Below are 19850 nucleotides of genomic sequence, written 5' to 3' on the forward strand. Positions count from 1 at the left end.
CGACCCGGACATGCAACCGCGACCTTCCACGTTCTCCATCGTCGCGCGCGACCCCGAGACCGAAGCGGTCGGCGTGGCGGTCCAGTCGAAGTTCGTCAGCGTCGGCTCCGTGGTCCCGTTCGCCAGCGCCGACGCCGGAGCCATCGCCACCCAGAGCTTCGCCAACGTCGCCTACGGCCCGGACGGTCTCGACCTCCTGCGCGAGGGGAAGTCGGCCGAGGAGGTCGTCGAGGAACTGACCGACGACGACCCCGAGGCGGCCCAGCGACAGGTCGGCGTCGTCGGCCGGGACGGTTCCGTCGCGGCGTTCACGGGCGAGGAGTGCTTCGAGTTCGCGGGCGACCGGCAGGGTGAGAACTACACCGTGCAGGGCAACATCCTCGAGAACGAGGCGACCCTCGACGCGATGGAGGACGCCTATCGGGACACGGAGGGCGGCCTCCCGGAGCGACTCGTCGCCGCGCTCCACGCGGGTAACGAGGCGGGCGGCGACAAGCGCGGCGAACAGAGCGCGGCGCTCTACGTCGTCAAGCCCGAGGGCGGCTACGACGGCAAGAACGACCGCTGGATAGACGTACGCGTGGACGACCACGAGGCACCCATCGACGAACTCGAACGCGTGTTCAAACTCTACGACGTGACCCTGCTGGAACGCGAGGAACCCGACGACGTGCGGAAGCTATCCGGCGAGACCGCCAGCGCGGTCACCGCGACGCTCGCGGACCTCGGGTTCTACGACGACGAACCGACCGAGACGTTCGGCGAGACCGAGCGAGACGCCCTCGAAGCGTTCCGCGGGATGAACAACTTCGAGAACCACGACCTCGGGGTCGTCGAGGACGCGCTCGCCCGCGGGTGGGCCGACGCCGAGGGAACGGGCGAGGACCGCATGGTGGACGCCCTCTGGCACGGCCTGTCGCGCTTGGACCGGAAGTAATCGCCCGTCGGTCGGGGACTCTCCGGACGACGCCGTTCCACGGTCTACGAACGCAGGACAACCCGAACGTCGTTCCCGCCGAACTCATTACGCACGAAACCCAACGCACGCTACATGAGAGACGAGGAGGAAATCCGCGAGCAGTACGAGTTCCTGAAGGAGCACCTCGAAGACGAGGACATGCGCCACGAGGGAGTCAGACAAATGTTCACGTACTACAAGCGGGCGCTCGGGTGGGTTCTGGAGGAGGAACACATTTAGCCCGTCTAACAAATTTAAAAATTTCGCCTCCACGGTTCTGAAACTGGTGTTTCAGCCGGGTACCGGTACAGCGTTCCGGCGGCGTTAGGTTTAAGTTGTTACGGCGTTTTGGTTCAGGTGACGCTTCGCTTGGAGGGCCGAAGCGTCAGCGGGGACCAATTCAGGGCGGCAAGCGGTTCGCGGGGCTTTTTCACCCCCGCGTGTTCCGCTTTCCTTTCCATATTCGCTTTCGAGTGTTTACGAGTTCGAGAGCAGTGGCCGTATCCATTTCCAGTGATTCGATACTCGACAGGCGCCGCTCTCGTTCGAGAGATGCTCCCCGCACGCAGAATCGCCGAGGAGCGTCGCGCGTCGGGACCTACTCGATTTCGAACGAGTCGTCCGCGCCGCTCTCCGACCCGCCGTCCTCGTCCCACTCCAGTTCGAACTCGACGCTGAGTTCGCCCGGCCCGCCGCCGCCGGGCGTCTCGCGTTCGGCTTTCACCTCGAAGGTCGGTTGCGCGGGCGGCGAGAGCGTCACCGACTGGTCGCCCGCCGACAGCGTGAGGTCCTCGCCCGACTCCAATTTTTCGGCGACGGTCCGGAAGTAGGCGGCCACGTCGCTCTGACTCATGCGTCGCTCGGTTTTGAACAGCACTTCTTCTGGCATGGAGACACGTACGGGGTCGGCGCGGATAAGTTCGCTGTCGAGCGTACCGGTCCGATTTCCGCGGACTCGGGGCCCGACGCCGACGTACCGGGACGGTTACACGCCGAGAGTCGGCCACGAAGGGCCGTTATCTTCATTTTCGTCGGCGTCCTAGCTGGTACGTTACTCATGCACGACCTGACAGGTTTCCAGCGCGACTTGCTGTACGTCATCGCGGGGCTAGACGAACCGCACGGACTCGCTATCAAGGACGAACTGGAGAACTACTACGAGAAGGAGATTCACCACGGCCGACTCTACCCGAACCTCGATACGCTCGTGGACAAGGGGTTAGTCGAGAAGGGCCAGCGCGACCGACGGACCAACTTCTACACGCTGACCCGCCGAGGCGACCGAGAAATCGAGGCCCGCCGCGAGTGGGAGTCCCAGTACATCGAACTGAGCGTCGAAGCCTGACACCGCTCGCAGGCCGTGAACGCCGCGGTCGGTCCGCCCGCCAGCACCGCCGTAAGCCCCGCCATTTGTCACTCCTTCGACGCGCTTCTGTCTCTCTGCTCGCGCGGTCCGTTCTCGGCCGCGCCGGACTTCAGCGGTCGGTCCGTCCCGGCGGCGTCTCGACGCCGTCGGACCCGTCCGCTCCGGTCTCGTCGCTCGCGCTCGTTCCGTCGGCGCTCGCGCTATCGGCGGCGTCGGCCGCCTCGGTCTCCCCCACCTCTGCGGACGAACCGCCGGAACCGAAGGTCTCGCCCGCGTTCGCCGCGGAAGGTTCGCGGTCGAATAGGTACGTGGGGTCCACCGCCCACGGCCGAATCGGTTCGCCCGCGACCAATTCCGGCAGGACGATGCGGACGAAGTGAACGACCAACACGAGAATCATCGGCCCGAGGAAGATACCGTACCACCCGAACATGAGCGGGCCGAAGATGTACGCCAACATGACGAGTCCGACGTGGAGGTTCCGCCCCGAGACGTAGGGCCGCAACACAAGGTCCGGAATCGTGTCCACGACGACGAGCGAGACGACGAAGAACAGCGCCGGGAACCAGAGGAACGCGGGGTCGGCTAGCGCGGTCTCGATGCCGAGATACGCCGAAACCGGGAAGTACACCAGTTTCATCCCGACGATGGGGATGAGGCTGGCCGCGCCGGTCAGCAGACCCAACAGCGTCGGATACGGGATGACGAGTTCGGTCGGCGCGAACATGTTGAGCGTGTTGTACGACGCCGCGCCGATGGTCCCAGTGAGCAGCGCGTTCAGGATGTTGCCGAAGAAGATGCTGTTGAAGTCCCGGTCGACCGCCCGAACGTACGCCTCCGCGACGCCGCCCTCGTCGCCGAACTGTCGGCGGAAGAACCGCGAGAGTCGGTGGTCGTCGCGGAGCAGGTAGAACGCGATTGCTATCATCACGAACAGGTGGAGGACCGCGTTGCCGATGAACCCGAGATACCCCAGCGCCGAGCGGCCGATCTCCTCGATCAGCGCGGGGTCGGGGTTCGCCAGCAACTCCTCGGGACTCCGGGCCAGCGTCGAAACGTCGATGTAGGGCTGAATCGCCCCCTGTAGCCCGTCTATGTCGGTCTTCTTGGCGATGTTGTTGAACTCCTGTAGCCCGATGGCCGCGGTGTAGGCCATCAGGAGCAACACCGGGAGCGCCAGCGCGAACAGCGCGGTCGCGGCGGCCAGACTCGCCGGACGGATGCGCCGCCGGAGGCGCTTGTACACCGGCCGGGTCGCGTAGTAGAGGAAGATGCCGAAGACGAAGGTGCCGACGAACGAGTAGACGACGTACAGCACCGCCGCTCCCAGCACCAACCCGACCAGCCACCAGCCGATTCGCGTCCGGTCGATGTCCAGACCGCCGACCATACCCAAGCCACTCGGGCGCTCTGGTAAAAATGTTCGCAGTCCGTGGGGTTCGGTTTCGAACCGACGCAAGTTCGCCAACCGACCGATGGCGGTCCGGCCGGCCGCCCCGAGTCCGCCAGACCGGGTGACGGCGCGACGGTACGCCGTCACACCTATTAGACCGGGGAGACATAGCTATCACTACATAGAGGTGGCGAGAGAGTGCCGGGTATCGCCGACTTCCTGACGCAGGTTCCCCTCGACAGCGAGGTGGTTCGCATCGCGCTGGCCGGCGCGCTGGGACTGTTCCTCGGACTGGAGCGCGAGTGGTCACACAAGCCCGCCGGCATCCGGACCTTCACGCTCATCAGCCTGCTCGGTGCGGTGTTCACCCTGCTCGACGAGGACGTTCTCCTCCTGCTCGGTGGCCTGCTCGTCATCGTGCAGGGTATCATGCTCGGCGTGCAGGGGCTGATGGCCGACGAGGAGGAAGAGGAGGGCCTGTCGCTGACGACTTCGGTGTCGATGCTGGTCTCGTTCGGCGTCGGCGCGCTCGTGATGCAGGGGCACATCCTCGTGGGCGTGACGGTGGCGGTGCTGTCGTCGCTGCTGCTCGTCCTCAAGCGCGAACTCCACAGTCTCGCGTGGGGGATGTCCCGGCAGGAGCTCCGGTCGGCCGTCGAGTTCGCCATCCTCGCGTTCGTCATCTACCCGCTCTTGCCCGACGAGCAGTTCGCCTTCGGCATCGAACCCCGCGTGGTCTGGCTGATGGTCGTCACGGTCGCGGCCATCGGCATCGTCAACTACGCCGTCGTGACGACCTACGGCGGCCGAGGAATCGCGGTCACGGGGTTCTTCGGCGGACTCGCGTCCTCGACCGCGGTCGTCGGGACGATGCTCGACCACGTGCGCCAGCGCCCCGAAGCGGCGTCCTACGGCGTGGCGGCCATCCTGCTCGCCGACGCCGCAATGGCGGTCCGGAACCTCGCCATCGCGCTGGCGTTCACCTTCGGCAGCCCGAAGCCGATTCTCTACGGCGCGATACTCCCGCTGGGCACGGTCATCCTCGGAAGCGTGGCCATCGCGGCGTACGCGGCCGACTGGTCCGAGCAGGTGGACATCGACCTCGAGAGCCCGTTCTCGCTCCGGAACGCGCTCGGGTTCGGAGCCATCTTCCTGCTGGTCATCGTGGGCGGCGCGCTCGCCCAACAGCAGTTCGGCTCCGCCGGGTTCTACGTCACCGCGATTCTCTCGGGACTGGTCTCCAGCGCGGGCGCGACCTCCTCGGCGGTCCTGCTCTACATGGGCGGCACTATCGACGCTCAGACCTCCGTCTTCGGCATCCTGCTGGCGACCGCCTCGTCCATCGTCGTGAAGGCCGCGCTGACTGTCTCGGCTCCCGACAAGAGCTTCAGCTATCGGGTCGCGGCGTGGAGCGGCGTCCTGCTCGCGGGGTCGGCGGTCGTCGCGGCGCTGGCGGCGGTGTAGTTCCGTCCCCGGTTCCGTCGGCGGCGGAACCTCGACCGTGACGCCGTCGGTGATTCCGCGCGGCGCAGTGCCAGCAGAAGTCGAACTTCGGACGGAGAGTTCGGACCTCTTGCAATTGTTGCCCGAAGCGCAAGAAACCAATTCAATTAAAGGGTGTCTCTTCATACCCCGTGTCATGGACAGAGACACCGCAGAACCGGCGGTCGAAGACATGCCCGGAAAGCGAGCGGAAGAGTGGGCCGACTACCACCACCAGTTCTCTGCACCGAGCACCTACGTCTACGACTTCGTCTGGGACTTCACCGCGGAGGCGGAGGGACCGTTCTGTACCGACGTGGACGGCAACGTCCTGATGGACTTCACCAGCCACGTCGCGGCCGCGCCGCTGGGGTACAACAACCCCAAAATCATGGAGAAGTTCGAGGAGTTCGACCTCGTGGACCCGACGAAAATCGCGGGGCAGGACTTCTACGCCTCGGGTGGCTGGCCGCCCGAGGACCCGGAACTCCCCGGCCCGACCCAGTTGATGGACCGGCTGACCGACCTGACCAGCCACTACGACATGGACACCGTCTTCCTCTCGAACTCGGGCGCGGAGGCGGTCGAGAACGCCATCAAAATCTGCTACGCGCAGGGCGGCCACCGGGCGTTCACCTTCGACGGCGCGTTCCACGGCCGGACCCTCGGCGCGCTCAGCCTCAACCGCTCGAAGGTCAACCACCGGAAGGGCTACCCCGAAATCGGGGGCGTCGTCTCGGTCCCGTACCCCTCCACATCGAAGGAGTACGAGGAGAAGTGGCTCACCGACGGTCCCGGCGGCAACGTCGTGGCGGACAAACTCGACCCCAAGCAGGGCGTCATCGACCCCGACGAGGTGGCGTACATCATCCTCGAACCCGTGCAGGGCGAGGGCGGCTACCGCGTCCCCCACGACGGGTTCGTCAGCGACCTCGCCGAGATTCGCGAGCGGTACGACGTGAACGTCATCAGCGACGAGATTCAGGCCGGAATGGGCCGGACGGGCGAGATGTGGGGCATCGACCACCTCGACCTCGAACCGGACGTCATCACCTCGGCGAAGGGTCTCCGGGCCGGCGCGACGGTCGCTAACTCCGAAGTGTTCCCGAAGGAGAAGGCGCGGCTCTCCTCGACGTGGGGCGCGGGCAAAATCGTGGACTCGATGCAGGGCGTGTTCACCGTCGACGCCATCCGCGAGTACGACCTGCTCGACAACGTGACCGAGCGCGGCCGCCAGATGACCGAACTCCTCGAAGACGCCGAACTCCCGAACGTCATCGACGTGCGGGGCCGCGGCCTGATGCTCGCGGTCGAGTTCGACACCCAGGAGCGCCGCGAAGCGGTCGTCAAGGCCGCCCTCAAGCGCGGCCTGCTGACCCTCGGCTGTGGCCACAAGACGCTCCGACTCCTGCCGCCGCTCGACGTGACCGAGCGCGAAATCGAACTCGCCTTCGACCTGTTCAGCGCCGCGGTCGAAGACGTGGCCTGAGCGGTCTCTCGGGCGTTCGTTCTCTCTCGGCTACTGGTTCTCTCGCGGGCCGTCGTTCTCCGTCGAACATTCGTCCTCTCTCGGTCTCGGTTCGCTCGGCAACGGTCTCGGTACTCTCAGCCTCAGTTTGGTTCGCTGGGCCTCCCTCTTCCGAATCGCTGCTCCGCCATGCTACTCCAGCGCCAGAAGGTGATACGCCGACTCGCCGGTCTGAGCGACGACGTAGAGGACGCCGTCGTCGAGCGTCGGGCCGGGGCCGACGCGGCCGTGGAAACTCCGTTCGAACCGGACCGCCGGACCGTCGGCCAGCGGCACCGACTTCGGTGTCGGGTCGAGCGCGTAGAGGGCGTCGCCGCCGACGAACAGCGTGTCGCGGCCGAGCGCCGGCGCGGTGTGTCGCCAGTCGCCCGTGTCGAACCGCCACCGCTCCTCGCCGGTGTCCGTGTCGAGCGCGCGGAGGTCGTCCGTGCCGTTCGCGTAGAGATGGTCTTCGACGGCCAAGCCGCCGTCCGCCCATCCCGTCTCCGTCGCCCAGTCGACGTCTCGTCGGGGCACGTTTTCGAGGAGGATGCCGTACGTCCGGCCGTCGCGACAGTTGACGTAGACCGCGTCGGTGTCGGCCGTCGGCGGGGACCTCGGCACGGCGGGAAAGTTCCACTCGCCCGCGGCGACGCCCTCGGGACCGACGAGAAACAGTTTCCCGGCCTCGCTGGCGACCGCGACGTAGTGCCCGAAGTGGACGGCGGGGGACCCGAGGAGTCGACCGAACAACTGGCGCGACCAGTCGGTCTCGCCGGTCTCGGGGTCGAGAGCGAAGAGGGTCTCGTCCGCGGGGACGTAGAGTCGCTTTCCGGCGTAGGTCGCGGGCGCTCGCACCGAGACATCCTCGCCGAGCGTCCGCTTCCAGCGCGGTTCGCCGGTCGGGGCGTCGAGCGCGACGACGCCGTCCGTCGTCCCGGCGTAGAGCGTCTCGCCGCGAACGAGCGGGAGCGTCCGAATCTCGGGGGCGCGCCACGCCTCGGACCCGTCGGCGGCGTCGAGGGCGCGGAGGCCGTCGGAGAGGTAGTAGACGCGGCCGCCCGCCGCGATTGGTTCGTGCTGGCGCAGTTGAGGCACCTCGACGCGCCACCGCTCGGTCACGCCGTCGGTCGGGGCCTTCCCGTCCCCGACCGCGCGGGTGTTTCCGGCGTTACAGCCGAAACTCGACCAGTCGCCGTTCGCGCCGTAGGCGTGTCCGTCGGGGTCCGGTAGCTCTTCGACGCCGGACTTCGGCGGGTCGTTCGGCGTCGCGGTGCATCCGGCGAGCGTCGTCGCTCCGAGGGCGGCGAGGAACGTCCGTCGAGAGGGCATACGCTCGCCGTCTCGTTCGAGGAGGATAGGTTTTCTCACACGTTTCGGGCGTCGGTCCCCGGCGGGCGCTTCGCCAGATTCCCGACAAGATTGATAACGGGAATCCCCGATGTTACGACCATGTATCAGCTCAGCGATTCCCTCCGCGAGGAGTCCTCCCCGGTTGCGAGGCTCCTCGGCGCGATTCGGAGTCGGGTCGCGGGCGCGCTCGGCGTGGTCGCGGTCCTCGCCGTCGTCGCGCTTCCGGACCCGCTCCCGGCGCTCCCGCCCGGGGCCTACGCGGTCGTGGGCGCGGTCGAAGGTATCGGTCTCGCGGTCGCGGCCGAGAACCTCATGTGGCGGCCCGCCAAGCGGTTCGACTGGGCGCGCGCGAGCAGACGAGTCGGCGGCGTCGCCGCGGCGGCCGCGCTGTTCGTCGTCGCCATGGCCGCGCTCGGCGTGGACCTCGGGCCGCGCGACCGGGCGCTGTTGGCCGGGTTCTGCCTCTCGGGACCGGCCGCCATCGCCGCGCTCGACTACCTCAAGGCGCGGGTGCAGGCCGACCTGCTCGGGAGCGAGTCGGCGACGTGACTCGCCGGCCCCGCCGACCGACGTGACGTTTTAGTCACCCCGGCTACTTCTCTCGCGGTATGAGTCAACTCGCAGCACGCGAACCCGAAGTGCGGAGCTTCGAGGCGACCGTCACGGACGTGGACGGCCGCGCGGTCACGCTGGACGAGAGCCACTTCTACGCCGAGAGCGGCGGCCAACCCGCCGACCGCGGAACCCTCGGCGGAGTCGCAGTCGCGGACGTCCAGAAGCGTGACGGCGAAATCGTCCACCGCCTCGCCGACGACCCCGACTTCGCGGTCGGCGAGACGGTCCGGGCGGAGATAGACGACGAGTTCCGGACCTACTGTGCCCGCGCTCACACCGCGAGCCACGTCCTCTACGGCGCCGGCCGCAAGGTGCTGGACGAACTGGGCTACGGCGGGTTCGACATCGGCGAGGAGAAGGTCAGGGTGGACTTCACCACCGCGACCGACATCACCGACGAGACGCTGGCCGAACTGGAGCGCCTGACCAACCGGGCGGTCTGGGACTCGCTGGCCGTGTCGTGGGAGGAGATTCCCGAGGCGGAGGCGCGCGAACGCGACGAGGTGGCGTTCAACACCAAGACCGAGGAGGGCGTGATGAGCGAGTCCGACACCGTGCGCGTGGTCAGCGTGGACGGGTGGGACTGGGCGGCCTGCGGGGGCACCCACGTCACCAACACCCGCGAAATCGGTCCCGTGACCCTCCTCGGCCGGTCGAACCCCGGAGAAGGGCTGACCCGCGTGGAGTTCGCGGTCGGCCCGACCGCCATCCGCCGCCGGGCCGCGGACGTGCGCGCCGCCCGCGAGGCCGCCCGAACCCTCGACGTGGGCATGGGCGAACTCCCCGAAGCGGCCGAGCGCGTCGCCGAGCAGGTCGAACGACTAGAGGCCGACCTCGCGGACGCCAAAGAGGACCTGCTCGACGCGCGCCTCGCGGACCTCCGGGAGGAGTCGGTCGAGCGCGACGGCGGGGAGTGGTTGGTCGGCACCGTCTCGGAGTTCGGCCCGAACGAGGTCGCCGACCGCGCCCGCGAGGCGGTCGGCGACGACGGCGGTTCGCCCGACGCGGTGGTCCTCGCGGGCGAGGACGGCGCGACGTTCGTCGTGGCCGCGACCGGCGGCGACCCCGACGCCGGCGACGTGGTGGACGACGTGACCGCGGAGTTCGGCGGCGGGGGCGGCGGCAGTCCGACCTTCGCGCAGGGCGGCGGTCTCGACGCCGGCCCGGAGGCGGTCGTGTCGTTCCTGCGGGAATAATCGAGATATATAGTTCGTTCTCTAGGCAATATTTTTGCACCTGAGAGAATGAATTTCATTTCTTTCCTCCGTTCGACTCTCCGCACCGTCTCCCCACCGACCGCTTTCGCACCGAACCGAGAACAGGCAACTTTTTCCACGCTCTCCCCGACGGTAGCGGTATGAACCTCTCCGACGAGCAACGGGCCATCCGCGAGGTCGTGCGGGAGTTCGCGGTCGAGGAGATTCGCCCGACCGCGGCCGAGTGCGACGAGGAGCAGTCGTTCCCCGAAGACGTCTGGGACGGCCTCGCCGACCTCGACATGACCAGCCTCACGGTCCCCGAGGAGTACGGGGGTCTCGACGTGGACCGCCTGACCTACAGCGTCGTCAACGAGGAGGTCGCCTACGGGATGCTCTCGGTAGCGACCGCGCTCTCGGTCCACAGCCTCGCGACCTCCTGCATCGCGGAGTTCGGCGACGAGGACCAGAAAGAGCGGTGGCTCCCCGACATGGCCGAGGGCCGCCCGGTCGGCGCGTTCGCGCTCTCGGAACCGCAGGCCGGGTCGAACCCCGCCGAGATGACCACCGAGGCGAAGCGAGAGGGCGACGAGTACGTCATAAACGGCAAGAAGCAGTGGATAACCAACGGCCAGCGCGCGGGCGTCGTCGTCCTGTTCGCCAAGACCGACCGCGACGACCCCCGGTCGGTCACGCAGTTCGTCGTCCCCAAAGACGCCGACGGACTGGAGGTCGGCAAGAAGGAGGACAAACTCGGCCTGCGGGCGAGCGACACCACCAGCCTGATTTTCGACGACGTGCGCATTCCGGCGGAGAACCGCCTGACCGAGGAGGGCAAGGGACTGTCGGCGGCGTTCCACATCCTGACCGGCGGGCGCATCGGCATCGCCAGTCAGTCGGTCGGACTGGCCCAGTCCGCGCTCGACGAGGCCGTCGCGTACGCCAAGGACCGCGAGCAGTTCGACAAGCCCATCGCCGACATCCAGACCATCCGGCACAAAATCGCCGACATGAAGACCCAACTGGAGGCCGCGCGCCTGCTGACCCGCGACGCCGCCCGGCGCGACGACGAGGGAGAGAGCGTCGAGATGGCCGCCAGCATGGCGAAGTACTTCGCCAGCGAGGCCGCGGTGGACGTGACCAACGAGGCGGTCCAGATTCACGGCGGCTACGGCTACACCACCGACTTCGACGTGGAACGACTCTATCGGGACTCGAAGATTACGACCATCTACGAGGGCACTTCCGAAATTCAGAAGAAGGTCATCGCCCGGAACGTGTTGGAATAGCGCCGCTTCCCGGCAGACTTATCGGGGTCCGCCGAAACGCCGATAAACGAAATGGTCGTTTCCGAAGAATCGGTCCTGGTGGACTTCGACGCCGACGCCGCGCTCGCGGCCGCCCGCGAGGCGAGCGACGAGTCGGTTCGGCTCTGCGTGGAGTACACGCCCGAGGAGTTTCACACGCTCTGGGCCGACGAGACGACGATGGCGACGTACGCCGGGGACGAAGACGAGATGCGCGACCACTTCGAGGAGGTCCACAGGTACGTCCACGTGGATTTCACCGAGCGTGACCTGTTCGCCGACATCCTCCGCGACGCCGGCGAGATTCGGGCGTTCGTGACCTACGCGGAGAACGGCACGTTCGTCCGGACTCTGCTCGGCCAGCAGGGACTGTTCCTCTCGCTGGCCCCCGATACCGATGTCACGGCGGTCGTACAGGCGGTCGAATCGCGAGTGGAGTAGTCGGCGACGGACCGCGCCGACGCCGGGCGTGACGACCACGACCGACACCCCTTTTTCGGCGCCTACCGTATCGCAGGGCGTGACCGAAACTGACGCCAGCGACGCAGAGGCGGTCGTCTACGACTTGGACGGGACGCTCGTCCGCCTCGCGGTGGACTGGGAAGACGTGGAGCGCCGACTGGCCGACCTGCTGGAACGCGAGGGCGTGGACGCCGACCCGCTGAGCGCGTGGGACCTCCTCTCGGCCGCCGAGGAGTTGGGCGTCGGCGGCGAGGCCGACGCCCTCATCGCGGCGGCGGAACGCGACGGGGCCGAGGTCTCCGAGCGCCTGCCCCTCGCCGACGAACTCCTCGACCGCGAGATGCCGGTGGGCGTCTGCTCGCTCAACCACGAGGAGGCGGTCCGAATCGCGCTCGACCGCCACGACCTCACCGAACACGTCGAGAGCGTCGTGGGTCGGGGCACCGTGCCCGAGCGCAAGCCCCATCCGAGGGCGTTGCTGGCGGCGGTCGAGGAGTTGGGCGTCGAACCCGAGGACGTGCTGTTCGTCGGCGACTCGGCGAGCGACGAGGAGACCGCAGAACGGGCCGGGACGCAGTTCGAGTGGGTCTAATTTTCGGACTTCGAGGCGGTGTCTTCCGCCGCTGAGGCGTCTTCCACCCGTCTCGCGTACAGGAAAACCCCTACCGCGACGACGAACCAGACGAGTGCGCCGACCCGAATCGCGAACTCGGCCCGGGCCGCCCACGTCGGCAGCGAGACCCCGACGAGCCACGCGACGACGGCGACCACGGGCGCACCGACGACGATGGTGACGACGAAGGTGGTCTGCATCACCCACCCGTAATCGACGCCTTCGGGGTCGTGAGTCTCGACTGGTTCGGGCACGTCCGAAAGGCGGGACGCTCGGGGCTTAAACGTTGCACTCTCGTTCCGACACGGCTCAACTCTCGACTTCCTCGACCGAGACCGTCCGCATCTCGTCGTCCTCTCGCTCCCGTTCGACCCGCAGTTGGATGCCCTGCTCGCGGTCGCTCTCCTCGACAGTGTGGACCACCTTCGGCGTCGCGGCGGCGTCGAGCATCGTCATCTCCTCGCCCTCGTTGACGAGGCTGTAACCGCTCTCGACGCAGTGGCCCATGAGCGCGCAGTCGCGGGTGTGAGAGCGGGCCGCCGCCAGCAGGTCGTCGCGGGCGTTCTTGCGCACGCAGCCGTTGTCGATGACGTACCCCTCGACCGTCTCGGAGTTCGTCGTCTCTCCGGCAACCATCGCGTCCGCCTAGTACCGACCCACACTTGCATTCTCTGGCCAGGAAACCGCCGGTCGCCCGGCGGAACTATCACGAACGACCGGAACCGAACAGGTTTAACACACCGCGTACCAGTTCCCGAACATGGCGACGACGGTTCAGGACCTCGCGGAGATGGCAGGGGACGAGGAGATAACGATGCTGACCGCCTACGACGCGCCGACCGCGGCAATCGTAGACGAGGCCGGCGTCGACGTGATTCTGGTCGGCGACAGCATGGGCAACGCGGTGCTGGGCCACGACTCGACGCTCCCCGTGACCGTGTCGGAGATGCAGAGCCGGACCGCCGCGGTCGCCCGCGCGACCGGCGACGCGATGGTGGTCGCGGACATGCCGTTTCTGAGCTACGGCGTGGACGAGGGCGAGGCCGTCGAGAACTGCGGCCGAATGCTCAAGGAGGCCGAGGCCAACGCGGTCAAACTGGAGAGCGGTCCGCACACCGTCGAACTCACCGAGCGACTCGTGGACCTCGGGATTCCCGTGATGGCGCACCTCGGTCTGACGCCCCAGCGCGTCAACCAACTCGGGGGCTACTTCCGGCAGGGCACCGACGAGGAGAGCGCCGGGGAGATGCTTGAACTCGCTAAGGCCCACGAGGAGGCCGGAGCCTTCTCGCTGGTCCTCGAACACGTCCCCTCGAACGTCGCGGCACAGATAACCGAGGCCATCGACATCCCCACCATCGGCATCGGCGCCGGTCCGGACACCGACGGACAGGTCCTCGTGTTGAACGACGTGTTCGGCCTGAGCGACCGGAGTCCGTACTTCTCCGAGCAGTTCGGCGACGTGAAAAGCGAGATGGAGCGGGCCGTCGCCGGCTTCCGCGAGGCGGTCGAGTCGGGCGAGTTCCCGGCCGAGGAACACAGCTACAGCGAAGACGAGATAGACGAGATTTACTGAGCGCGCTCACCGACCGGCGTCTTTCTTTCGAGACGAGCATCGCGTCCGGTGGTGCCCGTCAAATTCCCGCGTCGTCCAGAAACTCGCCGAGAGCGGCGTTGAACCCCTCGGGGTCCTCCAGCATGGCGAGGTGGGCCGCGCCCTGCACCTCGCGGTACCGGCCGCCGGGAATCGCGTCGGCGAGCGACTCGTGGTACTCCGGCGGGGTGAGGTGGTCGTGTTCGCCGACGAGCGCGAGCGTCGGGACCTCGATTCGGGAGAGGTCGTCCCGAACGTCGAAGACGTGGCAGGTCTCGAAGTCCCGGCGGGTCACGCGCTGGCCGACCTCCTTCATCGCCTCGGTCGAAAGCTCGACGTACCGCGAGTCGGCGTCGTGGAACAGGCGGTCCTCGCCGTGGAGGAACTCGACCGCGCGGTCGAAGTCAGAGTCGAGCCAGCGCCGGAGGTCGGCCAGCACGGGGAGTTTCGCCCCCGTCCCGGCGAGGACGAGACCGTCGAGGCCGTGGTCGCGCTCGATTGCGAGTTGGAGCGCGACCGCGCCGCCCAGCGAGTTGCCGACCAGCACGCCCGCGTCGGTCTCCTCGGCGACCGCCAGCACGTCGTCGGCGTAGGCCGAGAGGGTCTCCCACCCGGGGTCGGCGTCGAAGTCCTCGGACTCGCCGTGGCCGCTCAGGTCGAGCGCGACCACCGGTCGCCGGCTCGCCAGTCTTCCGAGTTGCCCCTTCCAGACCTCGTGCGTGCCGCCGGACCCGTGGACACAGAGGAGCGGCGACCCCTCGCCGCCGCGGTCGGCCACTCGGTAGGCCGTCGTGCGTCCGTGGTGCGTGACCTGTTGCATGCGACGAGGTTCGTGTGCGCGAGACAAAACACCCCCGGTCGGTTCGCGGAGGGTCGAGACGATTCTTCGCGCCCGACCGCTTCCTGAACCGCAATTCACCTCTCGAAATCCCACCCCTACGCCTTACCGTGATTAGTCGGGGAAAGGTTTAAGTACTTGAACCACTAACTTCTGGTTAGGATTAGAATGTCATTGAAGCACATCACCGAACGTGACGACGTGTTCACCCGGCGCTACGAGTACGAAGACGCCGAGGTCCTCGCGGCCGACCTCGGGGTCACGGGCGACGCCTCCGTGGACGTTCTCGACGACACCGCAATCGTCGTCTTCGACGGCGACGAGGAGACTCAGCAGGTCGAGTTCCAACTGCCCGACGGAGGGGCGGAAGCGTTTATCACCAACGGCGTCCTCACTATCGAGGTGGGACTATGAAGCTCACCGTCAAGCCGTTGAAACAGAAGGACGCCGGGCGCGGACTGGCCGCGGTAGACCGCCAGTCGATGCACGAACTCGGCGTCGAAAACGGCGATTACATCGTCATCGAGGGGAAGAATCAGGGTCGGGCGGTGGCCCGCGTCTGGCCGGGCTACCCCGAAGACGAGGGACGGAGCATCGTCCGCATCGACGGGCAACTCCGACAGGAGGCCGGGGTCGGCATCGACGACAAGGTGACTATCGAGAAGGCCGACGTGAAACCGGCCAACTCCGTCACCATCGCGCTCCCCCAGAACCTCCAGATTCGGGGCGACATCACGCCCCACATCCGCGACAAGCTCAGCGGACAGGCCATCACGCAGGGCCAGAACGTGCCCTTCGGCTTCGGCCTGATGGGCATGGGGTCGGGCCAGTCCATCCCGCTCAAGGTCGCTAGCACCGACCCCGAGGGGACGGTGGTCGTGACCGACTCGACCACGATAAACATCAGCGAGCGCGCCGCCGAGGAGATCGCGCAGGGCGCGAGCGGCGGTCCCGAGGGCACGCCGAGCGTGACCTACGAGGACATCGGCGGTCTCGAAGGCGAACTCGAGCAGGTTCGGGAGATGATAGAGCTGCCGATGCGCCACCCCGAACTGTTCAGCAGGTTGGGTATCGACCCGCCGAAGGGCGTCCTGCTCCACGGCCCGCCGGGCACGGGCAAGACCCTGATGGCGAAGGCCGTCGCCAACGAAATCGACGCGCACTTCCAGACCATCTCGGGCCCCGAAATCATGAGCAAGTACTACGGGGAGTCCGAGGAGAAACTCCGCGAGGTGTTCGAGGACGCCGAGCAGAACGCTCCGGCCATCATCTTCATCGACGAGTTGGACTCCATCGCGCCCAAGCGCGAGGAGGCCGGCGGCGACGTGGAACGCCGCGTCGTGGCCCAACTGCTCTCGCTGATGGACGGCCTCGAAGAGCGCGGTGAGGTCACCGTCATCGCGGCGACCAACCGCGTGGACGCCATCGACCCGGCGCTCCGTCGCCCGGGCCGCTTCGACCGCGAAATCGACATCGGCGTCCCGGACCGCGAGGGCCGCCTCGAAATCATGCAGGTCCACACCCGCGGGATGCCCCTCGCGGACGGCGTGGACCTCGAAGCGTACGCCGACAACACCCACGGCTTCGTCGGCGCGGACTTAGAGAGTCTCGCCAAGGAGGGCGCGATGAACGCGCTCCGGCGCATCCGGCCCGAAATCGACCTCGAAGAGGACGAGATTCCGGCCGACGTGCTCGACTCGCTGCAAGTGACCGAGCGCGACCTCAAGGAGGCGCTGAAGGGCATCGAACCCTCGGCGCTCCGCGAGGTGTTCGTCGAGGTCCCCGACGTGACGTGGGACCAAGTCGGCGGACTCGAAGACACCAAAGAGCGCCTCCGGGAGACCATCCAGTGGCCGCTCGACTACCCCGAGGTGTTCGAGGCCCTCGACATGGAGGCCGCCAAGGGCGTGCTGATGTACGGCCCGCCCGGCACCGGTAAGACGCTGATGGCGAAGGCCGTCGCCAACGAGAGCGACAGCAACTTCATCTCGATCAAGGGTCCCGAACTGCTGAGCAAGTGGGTCGGCGAGTCCGAGAAGGGCGTCCGCGAGGTGTTCAGCAAGGCCCGGGAGAACGCCCCGACGGTGGTGTTCTTCGACGAGATAGACTCCATCGCCACCGAGCGCGGAAGCGGCGGTGGCGGCGGTGCCGAGGTCAGCGAACGGGTCGTCTCCCAACTGCTGACCGAACTCGACGGCCTCGAGGAACTCGAAGACGTGGTCGTCATCGCCACCTCGAACCGGCCGGACCTCATCGACAGCGCGCTGCTGCGGCCCGGACGCTTGGACCGCCACGTCCACGTGCCGGTGCCCGACGAGGAGGCCCGCAAGGCCATCTTCGAGGTCCACACCCGCGACAAGCCCGTCGCCGACGACATCGACCTCGACTGGCTCGCGAGCGAGACCGAGGGCTACGTCGGCGCGGACATCGAGGCCGTCACCCGCGAGGCCTCGATGGCCGCCAGCCGGGAGTTCATCCAGAGCGTGGACCCCGAGGACATCGGCGAGAGCGTCGGAAACGTCCGCATCAGCAGGGAACACTTCGAGCAGGCGCTCGAAGAAGTGACCCCGAGCGTCACCGAGAAGACCAAGGAGCGCTACGAGGAAATCGAAGAGCAGTTCGACACGGCCGAACCCGCCAAAGAGCAGGACCAACTGGGACGCACGTTCCAGTAGAAACTTTTGCTGCGGGAGAGCGCGGCAACGCCGCGATTTCTCGCTGGCAAAACGTTCACGAAAACACCGTCAGAGCTTCGCTCTGACGAGCCATCGTTCGCTACGCTCACGACGACACGGCGGTCGTCCCTCGGTCCGCTCGCGGTGAGTTACGGTGTACTTTGGTGGAACGATTCACCGGGCTACGTCCGTAAAACGGTTTATCGAGCGAAACTCGCTTTTTGGACAGACAGACAGACACTCGGTAGAGAAATATTCTCAATTAACAGAGCAATACAGACATTTCCGAGCCGCTCACTTCTCGCTCGGTTCCGACCGCAGAACCGCTTTGGTCTCTACTACTCTAACTCCTCGGCCGCGCCGCGTTCCACGAGCGGTGCGGCGTTGGCCTCGGGGAGCGTCACCACGTCCTCGGTGGCGAGGTCGTAGGTGCGCTCGTCCACGCCGAAGATTTCGCCCACGTCGTCGGTGATACGGACGGTCGTACGCTCGTCGAGACCCGCGAGCGGGTCGGCGTCGTCGCCGGACTCCGACGCTGACGCCTCGTCCGCGGACTCGGAGGACGAATCGGGCGATTCGCCGGTCGAATCGGCACCGTCGTCCGGACTGTCCGCGATGGCGGCCGCCTCCGCGGCCGCCGGGCGCTGGCCGTCGGACGTAGCGCCGTCGGCGGGCGTCGAACCGTCCCCGCCACCCATCACGTCGGCAGCGCTCACGTCCTCGCCCGAGGCGCCCGCTGTCTCGGCGGGCGGGTCACCGGGGTCGGGCGCGGCGTTCGAGTCGGTCGCGGGGTCAGAGCCGGTCGGCCCGCCCGCGGCGTCCGACGCGCTCTCGGCGGGCGTCGGCGTCGGTTCGGACCCGACGGGGTCGTCGGCCTCGCCAGCCAGCACGTCCAACACGTCCTGCTTGTTCGACTCGATGCGCCCGACCAGTCCGTCGAACAGGTCCTGTTCCTCGCTGGTCAACCCCTCCTCGTCGGCGGGCATCCCCGCCGCGGCGAGGCTTGCGCGCTTGACTATCTTCCCGACGCGGCGCTCGTATATCGCCTCGACCACGTCCTCGGCGGTCTTTTTCTCGTCGGTCAGGCGGTTGACCTCCGGGTCGTCGAACGGGTTGTCGGCGCGCTCGGCCGCCCGGTCGCGCTGGTCTTTCAGGTCGGCGATGTAGTCGGCCACGTCCGCGTAGAACGACTCCCGCAGGTGCTGGAGGCTGTCCTTCGACCGCTCCTTGCTCTGTACCGTGCGGAGTTCGTCCAGATTCATCGTCGTCCTGTCATCGTCGGTGAGTTTCGTTCGTCTCGCGCGTCGCGTCGTTCGGTCTGTCGGCCGTCGGTCATTCGCGGCCCTTCTCCGCACGGCCGCGGGCCATCAGGAAGACGGCCACGTGTTCCGGAAGCGATACGTCACCCTCCGAGAGCCTAAAGCTTTCGTCGCCGAGTTCGACCGGGCCGGGGTCGGTCACTTCGACCGCTATCTCGTTGCCGGTGAACGTCTCGGGGACCGGGTCCACGAGCGGGTCGAAGGCGGCCACCTCGTCGCGGGGGATGCGCGTCACTTCGAGACCGGTGCCGCCGTGGAGGCTCCCCGGCAGGCGGATGAGCCGCCGGAGGTCGGTGGTCACGGGTTCGTCGATGGCGGCCGACTGGTCGGCGACGACCGACTGGGTGATGACCTTCGCCAACTGCCGGATGCCCGGCCCGCCGCGCTCGATGTTCCCGCTCTCTAACTTCTCGTAGTCCTCCGAGACCGCCCCGAGGATGGTCTTCGCCCGGCCGTCGCCGATGCGGTCGAACTCCTTGAGTCGGTCGAGGGCGTCCTCCTCGTCCAGTTCGAGCAGTTCGTCCGCCAGCGCGAGCAGTTTCCGGTGGACCCGCCGCCCCCAACCGCCGTCGGCCTTGAGGACCCGCCGGGTCGCGGTGCCGCCCATCTCGGTGCGCTGGATGGCGTCGAGTTCGATGCCGTCGCCCCGGATGTAGTCGACGATTTCGCGTCGCTCGTCCCGGTCGAGGCCCCGGATTCCCTCGTCGCGGACGTGGACGTGGTAGCCCCGGCCGCCCGAGAAGACGACGGTCAGGTCGTCGAACCCGAAGTCGGCGTCGAGGATGTCGATGAGGTTCTCGACCTCCGCCTTCCCGGCCGCGAGCATCTCGCCGTAGGAGTCTCGCTGGGGGTCCACGCCGGTCAGGTGGTCGGCGTCGATGTCGAACACCAAATCGGAGTCGCGCCAGCCCTTCTCCTCCATGTCGTCGGCGCCGGGGTCGTCGTAGCGCCCGGCCGAGAAGTAGACGTGGCGGGGGCGCTCGCGCCGGAGGAAGTCCCCGAGTTCGCCCAGTTCCAGCAGCGACTGGTGGCGGACCATCGTCGTCGGCCCGTGGGTCCACGGGATGTAACCCCACTCGCGGAACTGCGGGTCCGGGGGCGGCGTGAGGTCCGTGCCCCGGTAGTGGTCGCGGAACCGACCACGGAGGTATCTCAGGGTGCGCTCTTCCATG

General features: G+C 67.4%; 21 protein-coding genes. 13 read left to right on the plus strand and 8 right to left on the minus strand.

What is annotated here, in order from left to right; translation table 11 throughout:
• The first annotated feature begins 10 nt into the window (after nucleotides 1-10).
• Together M0R89_RS01100 and M0R89_RS01105 are read left to right on the plus strand one after the other, a co-directional pair.
• Nucleotides 11-937, plus strand: a complete 927-nt coding sequence (locus tag M0R89_RS01100; protein ID WP_248650727.1) for a DUF1028 domain-containing protein — start codon at nucleotides 11-13, stop codon at nucleotides 935-937.
• A gap of 114 nt (nucleotides 938-1051) precedes the next feature.
• Nucleotides 1052-1198 carry a DUF8555 family protein gene (locus tag M0R89_RS01105; RefSeq protein ID WP_202932593.1) on the plus strand — a complete coding sequence of 49 codons (147 nt, stop codon included), beginning with the start codon at nucleotides 1052-1054 and terminating at the stop codon, nucleotides 1196-1198.
• Between the two features lie 358 nt (nucleotides 1199-1556).
• Here M0R89_RS01105 and M0R89_RS01110 read toward each other — a convergent pair whose 3' ends face one another.
• Nucleotides 1557-1847 carry an amphi-Trp domain-containing protein gene (locus M0R89_RS01110; protein WP_248650728.1) on the minus strand — a complete coding sequence of 97 codons (291 nt, stop codon included), beginning with the start codon at nucleotides 1845-1847 and terminating at the stop codon, nucleotides 1557-1559.
• A 168-nt stretch (nucleotides 1848-2015) separates the two neighbouring features.
• Here M0R89_RS01110 and M0R89_RS01115 point away from each other — a divergent pair, with 168 nt between their 5' ends.
• Nucleotides 2016-2303 carry a PadR family transcriptional regulator gene (locus M0R89_RS01115; protein ID WP_248650729.1) on the plus strand — a complete coding sequence of 96 codons (288 nt, stop codon included), beginning with the start codon at nucleotides 2016-2018 and terminating at the stop codon, nucleotides 2301-2303.
• A gap of 130 nt (nucleotides 2304-2433) precedes the next feature.
• Here the strand turns inward: M0R89_RS01115 and M0R89_RS01120 are convergent, their stop codons facing one another.
• Nucleotides 2434-3714 carry an AI-2E family transporter gene (locus M0R89_RS01120; protein WP_248650730.1) on the minus strand — a complete coding sequence of 427 codons (1281 nt, stop codon included), beginning with the start codon at nucleotides 3712-3714 and terminating at the stop codon, nucleotides 2434-2436.
• Nucleotides 3715-3915: 201 nt separating this feature from the next.
• On the opposite strand from M0R89_RS01120, the gene M0R89_RS01125 reads away from it, so the two are divergent.
• Together M0R89_RS01125 and M0R89_RS01130 are read left to right on the plus strand one after the other, a co-directional pair.
• On the plus strand, nucleotides 3916-5181 hold the full coding sequence (locus M0R89_RS01125; protein ID WP_248650731.1) for an MgtC/SapB family protein: 1266 nt from the start codon (nucleotides 3916-3918) through the stop codon (nucleotides 5179-5181).
• 175 nt (nucleotides 5182-5356) lie between these two features.
• Nucleotides 5357-6688, plus strand: coding sequence for a class-III pyridoxal-phosphate-dependent aminotransferase (locus tag M0R89_RS01130; RefSeq protein ID WP_248650732.1), 1332 nt, complete (start codon nucleotides 5357-5359; stop codon nucleotides 6686-6688).
• Between the two features lie 171 nt (nucleotides 6689-6859).
• Here M0R89_RS01130 and M0R89_RS01135 read toward each other — a convergent pair whose 3' ends face one another.
• A complete protein-coding gene (locus M0R89_RS01135; RefSeq protein WP_248650733.1) occupies nucleotides 6860-8038 on the minus strand; it encodes an outer membrane protein assembly factor BamB family protein in 1179 nt (392 codons plus the stop codon).
• 120 nt (nucleotides 8039-8158) lie between these two features.
• On the opposite strand from M0R89_RS01135, the gene M0R89_RS01140 reads away from it, so the two are divergent.
• The 5 genes from M0R89_RS01140 (at nucleotide 8159) to M0R89_RS01160 (ending at nucleotide 12231) form a co-directional block, all read left to right on the plus strand.
• Nucleotides 8159-8608 carry a hypothetical protein gene (locus tag M0R89_RS01140; protein ID WP_248650734.1) on the plus strand — a complete coding sequence of 150 codons (450 nt, stop codon included), beginning with the start codon at nucleotides 8159-8161 and terminating at the stop codon, nucleotides 8606-8608.
• Between the two features lie 59 nt (nucleotides 8609-8667).
• On the plus strand, nucleotides 8668-9870 hold the full coding sequence (locus M0R89_RS01145; RefSeq protein WP_248650735.1) for an alanyl-tRNA editing protein: 1203 nt from the start codon (nucleotides 8668-8670) through the stop codon (nucleotides 9868-9870).
• A 161-nt stretch (nucleotides 9871-10031) separates the two neighbouring features.
• On the plus strand, nucleotides 10032-11159 hold the full coding sequence (locus M0R89_RS01150; protein WP_248650736.1) for an acyl-CoA dehydrogenase family protein: 1128 nt from the start codon (nucleotides 10032-10034) through the stop codon (nucleotides 11157-11159).
• A 51-nt stretch (nucleotides 11160-11210) separates the two neighbouring features.
• Entirely contained in the window at nucleotides 11211-11618 is a 408-nt protein-coding gene (locus M0R89_RS01155) for a hypothetical protein (RefSeq protein ID WP_248650737.1), read from the plus strand.
• Nucleotides 11619-11697: 79 nt separating this feature from the next.
• Nucleotides 11698-12231 carry an HAD family hydrolase gene (locus M0R89_RS01160; RefSeq protein WP_248650738.1) on the plus strand — a complete coding sequence of 178 codons (534 nt, stop codon included), beginning with the start codon at nucleotides 11698-11700 and terminating at the stop codon, nucleotides 12229-12231.
• On the opposite strand, the gene M0R89_RS01165 is transcribed toward M0R89_RS01160, so the two are convergent.
• Together M0R89_RS01165 and M0R89_RS01170 are read right to left on the minus strand one after the other, a co-directional pair.
• The gene (locus M0R89_RS01165) at nucleotides 12228-12506 is read right to left on the minus strand and encodes a DUF5822 domain-containing protein (protein WP_248650739.1); all 279 of its coding nucleotides are present in this window, start codon (nucleotides 12504-12506) and stop codon (nucleotides 12228-12230) included. The genes M0R89_RS01160 and M0R89_RS01165 overlap by 4 nt on opposite strands.
• Nucleotides 12507-12561: 55 nt before the next feature.
• Nucleotides 12562-12888: a hypothetical protein gene (locus M0R89_RS01170; RefSeq protein WP_248650740.1), complete on the minus strand. Its 327-nt coding sequence runs from the start codon at nucleotides 12886-12888 to the stop codon at nucleotides 12562-12564.
• 124 nt (nucleotides 12889-13012) lie between these two features.
• On the opposite strand from M0R89_RS01170, the gene panB reads away from it, so the two are divergent.
• Complete coding sequence (panB, locus tag M0R89_RS01175) at nucleotides 13013-13828, plus strand: 3-methyl-2-oxobutanoate hydroxymethyltransferase (protein WP_248650741.1); 816 nt, start codon at nucleotides 13013-13015, stop codon at nucleotides 13826-13828.
• A 58-nt stretch (nucleotides 13829-13886) separates the two neighbouring features.
• On the opposite strand, the gene M0R89_RS01180 is transcribed toward panB, so the two are convergent.
• Nucleotides 13887-14666: an alpha/beta fold hydrolase gene (locus M0R89_RS01180; RefSeq protein ID WP_248650742.1), complete on the minus strand. Its 780-nt coding sequence runs from the start codon at nucleotides 14664-14666 to the stop codon at nucleotides 13887-13889.
• Between the two features lie 186 nt (nucleotides 14667-14852).
• Here M0R89_RS01180 and M0R89_RS01185 point away from each other — a divergent pair, with 186 nt between their 5' ends.
• Together M0R89_RS01185 and M0R89_RS01190 are read left to right on the plus strand one after the other, a co-directional pair.
• On the plus strand, nucleotides 14853-15098 hold the full coding sequence (locus M0R89_RS01185) for a DUF7127 family protein (RefSeq protein ID WP_248650743.1): 246 nt from the start codon (nucleotides 14853-14855) through the stop codon (nucleotides 15096-15098).
• Nucleotides 15095-17359, plus strand: a complete 2265-nt coding sequence (locus M0R89_RS01190) for a CDC48 family AAA ATPase (RefSeq protein ID WP_248650744.1) — start codon at nucleotides 15095-15097, stop codon at nucleotides 17357-17359. The genes M0R89_RS01185 and M0R89_RS01190 overlap by 4 nt, the downstream gene beginning before the upstream one ends.
• A 338-nt stretch (nucleotides 17360-17697) precedes the next feature.
• Here M0R89_RS01190 and M0R89_RS01195 read toward each other — a convergent pair whose 3' ends face one another.
• Nucleotides 17698-18621, minus strand: coding sequence for a hypothetical protein (locus tag M0R89_RS01195; protein WP_248650745.1), 924 nt, complete (start codon nucleotides 18619-18621; stop codon nucleotides 17698-17700).
• 70 nt (nucleotides 18622-18691) lie between these two features.
• Nucleotides 18692-19849 (minus strand): DNA primase small subunit PriS, encoded by a 1158-nt coding sequence (gene priS / locus M0R89_RS01200; protein WP_248650746.1) that lies wholly within the window; start codon nucleotides 19847-19849, stop codon nucleotides 18692-18694.
• Between the last annotated feature and the right edge of the window lies 1 nt (nucleotide 19850).

The organism is Halorussus limi (assembly GCF_023238205.1).
In the GTDB taxonomy this organism is placed as follows: Archaea; Halobacteriota; Halobacteria; order Halobacteriales; family Haladaptataceae; genus Halorussus; species Halorussus limi.

What these genes read in the sequence shown, in the direction of transcription:
- M0R89_RS01135 (WP_248650733.1), bottom strand. Translation starts at nt 8,038, where the DNA reads ATGCCCTCTCGACGGACGTTCCTCGCCGCCCTCGGAGCGACGACGCTC.
- M0R89_RS01170 (WP_248650740.1), bottom strand. Translation starts at nt 12,888, where the DNA reads ATGGTTGCCGGAGAGACGACGAACTCCGAGACGGTCGAGGGGTACGTC.
- M0R89_RS01180 (WP_248650742.1), bottom strand. Translation starts at nt 14,666, where the DNA reads ATGCAACAGGTCACGCACCACGGACGCACGACGGCCTACCGAGTGGCC.
- M0R89_RS01130 (WP_248650732.1), top strand. Translation starts at nt 5,357, where the DNA reads ATGGACAGAGACACCGCAGAACCGGCGGTCGAAGACATGCCCGGAAAG.
- M0R89_RS01190 (WP_248650744.1), top strand. Translation starts at nt 15,095, where the DNA reads ATGAAGCTCACCGTCAAGCCGTTGAAACAGAAGGACGCCGGGCGCGGA.
- M0R89_RS01120 (WP_248650730.1), bottom strand. Translation starts at nt 3,714, where the DNA reads ATGGTCGGCGGTCTGGACATCGACCGGACGCGAATCGGCTGGTGGCTG.
- M0R89_RS01185 (WP_248650743.1), top strand. Translation starts at nt 14,853, where the DNA reads ATGTCATTGAAGCACATCACCGAACGTGACGACGTGTTCACCCGGCGC.
- M0R89_RS01105 (WP_202932593.1), top strand. Translation starts at nt 1,052, where the DNA reads ATGAGAGACGAGGAGGAAATCCGCGAGCAGTACGAGTTCCTGAAGGAG.
- M0R89_RS01145 (WP_248650735.1), top strand. Translation starts at nt 8,668, where the DNA reads ATGAGTCAACTCGCAGCACGCGAACCCGAAGTGCGGAGCTTCGAGGCG.
- panB (WP_248650741.1), top strand. Translation starts at nt 13,013, where the DNA reads ATGGCGACGACGGTTCAGGACCTCGCGGAGATGGCAGGGGACGAGGAG.
- M0R89_RS01110 (WP_248650728.1), bottom strand. Translation starts at nt 1,847, where the DNA reads ATGCCAGAAGAAGTGCTGTTCAAAACCGAGCGACGCATGAGTCAGAGC.
- priS (WP_248650746.1), bottom strand. Translation starts at nt 19,849, where the DNA reads ATGGAAGAGCGCACCCTGAGATACCTCCGTGGTCGGTTCCGCGACCAC.
- M0R89_RS01140 (WP_248650734.1), top strand. Translation starts at nt 8,159, where the DNA reads ATGTATCAGCTCAGCGATTCCCTCCGCGAGGAGTCCTCCCCGGTTGCG.
- M0R89_RS01150 (WP_248650736.1), top strand. Translation starts at nt 10,032, where the DNA reads ATGAACCTCTCCGACGAGCAACGGGCCATCCGCGAGGTCGTGCGGGAG.
- M0R89_RS01115 (WP_248650729.1), top strand. Translation starts at nt 2,016, where the DNA reads ATGCACGACCTGACAGGTTTCCAGCGCGACTTGCTGTACGTCATCGCG.
- M0R89_RS01195 (WP_248650745.1), bottom strand. Translation starts at nt 18,621, where the DNA reads ATGAATCTGGACGAACTCCGCACGGTACAGAGCAAGGAGCGGTCGAAG.
- M0R89_RS01155 (WP_248650737.1), top strand. Translation starts at nt 11,211, where the DNA reads ATGGTCGTTTCCGAAGAATCGGTCCTGGTGGACTTCGACGCCGACGCC.
- M0R89_RS01100 (WP_248650727.1), top strand. Translation starts at nt 11, where the DNA reads ATGCAACCGCGACCTTCCACGTTCTCCATCGTCGCGCGCGACCCCGAG.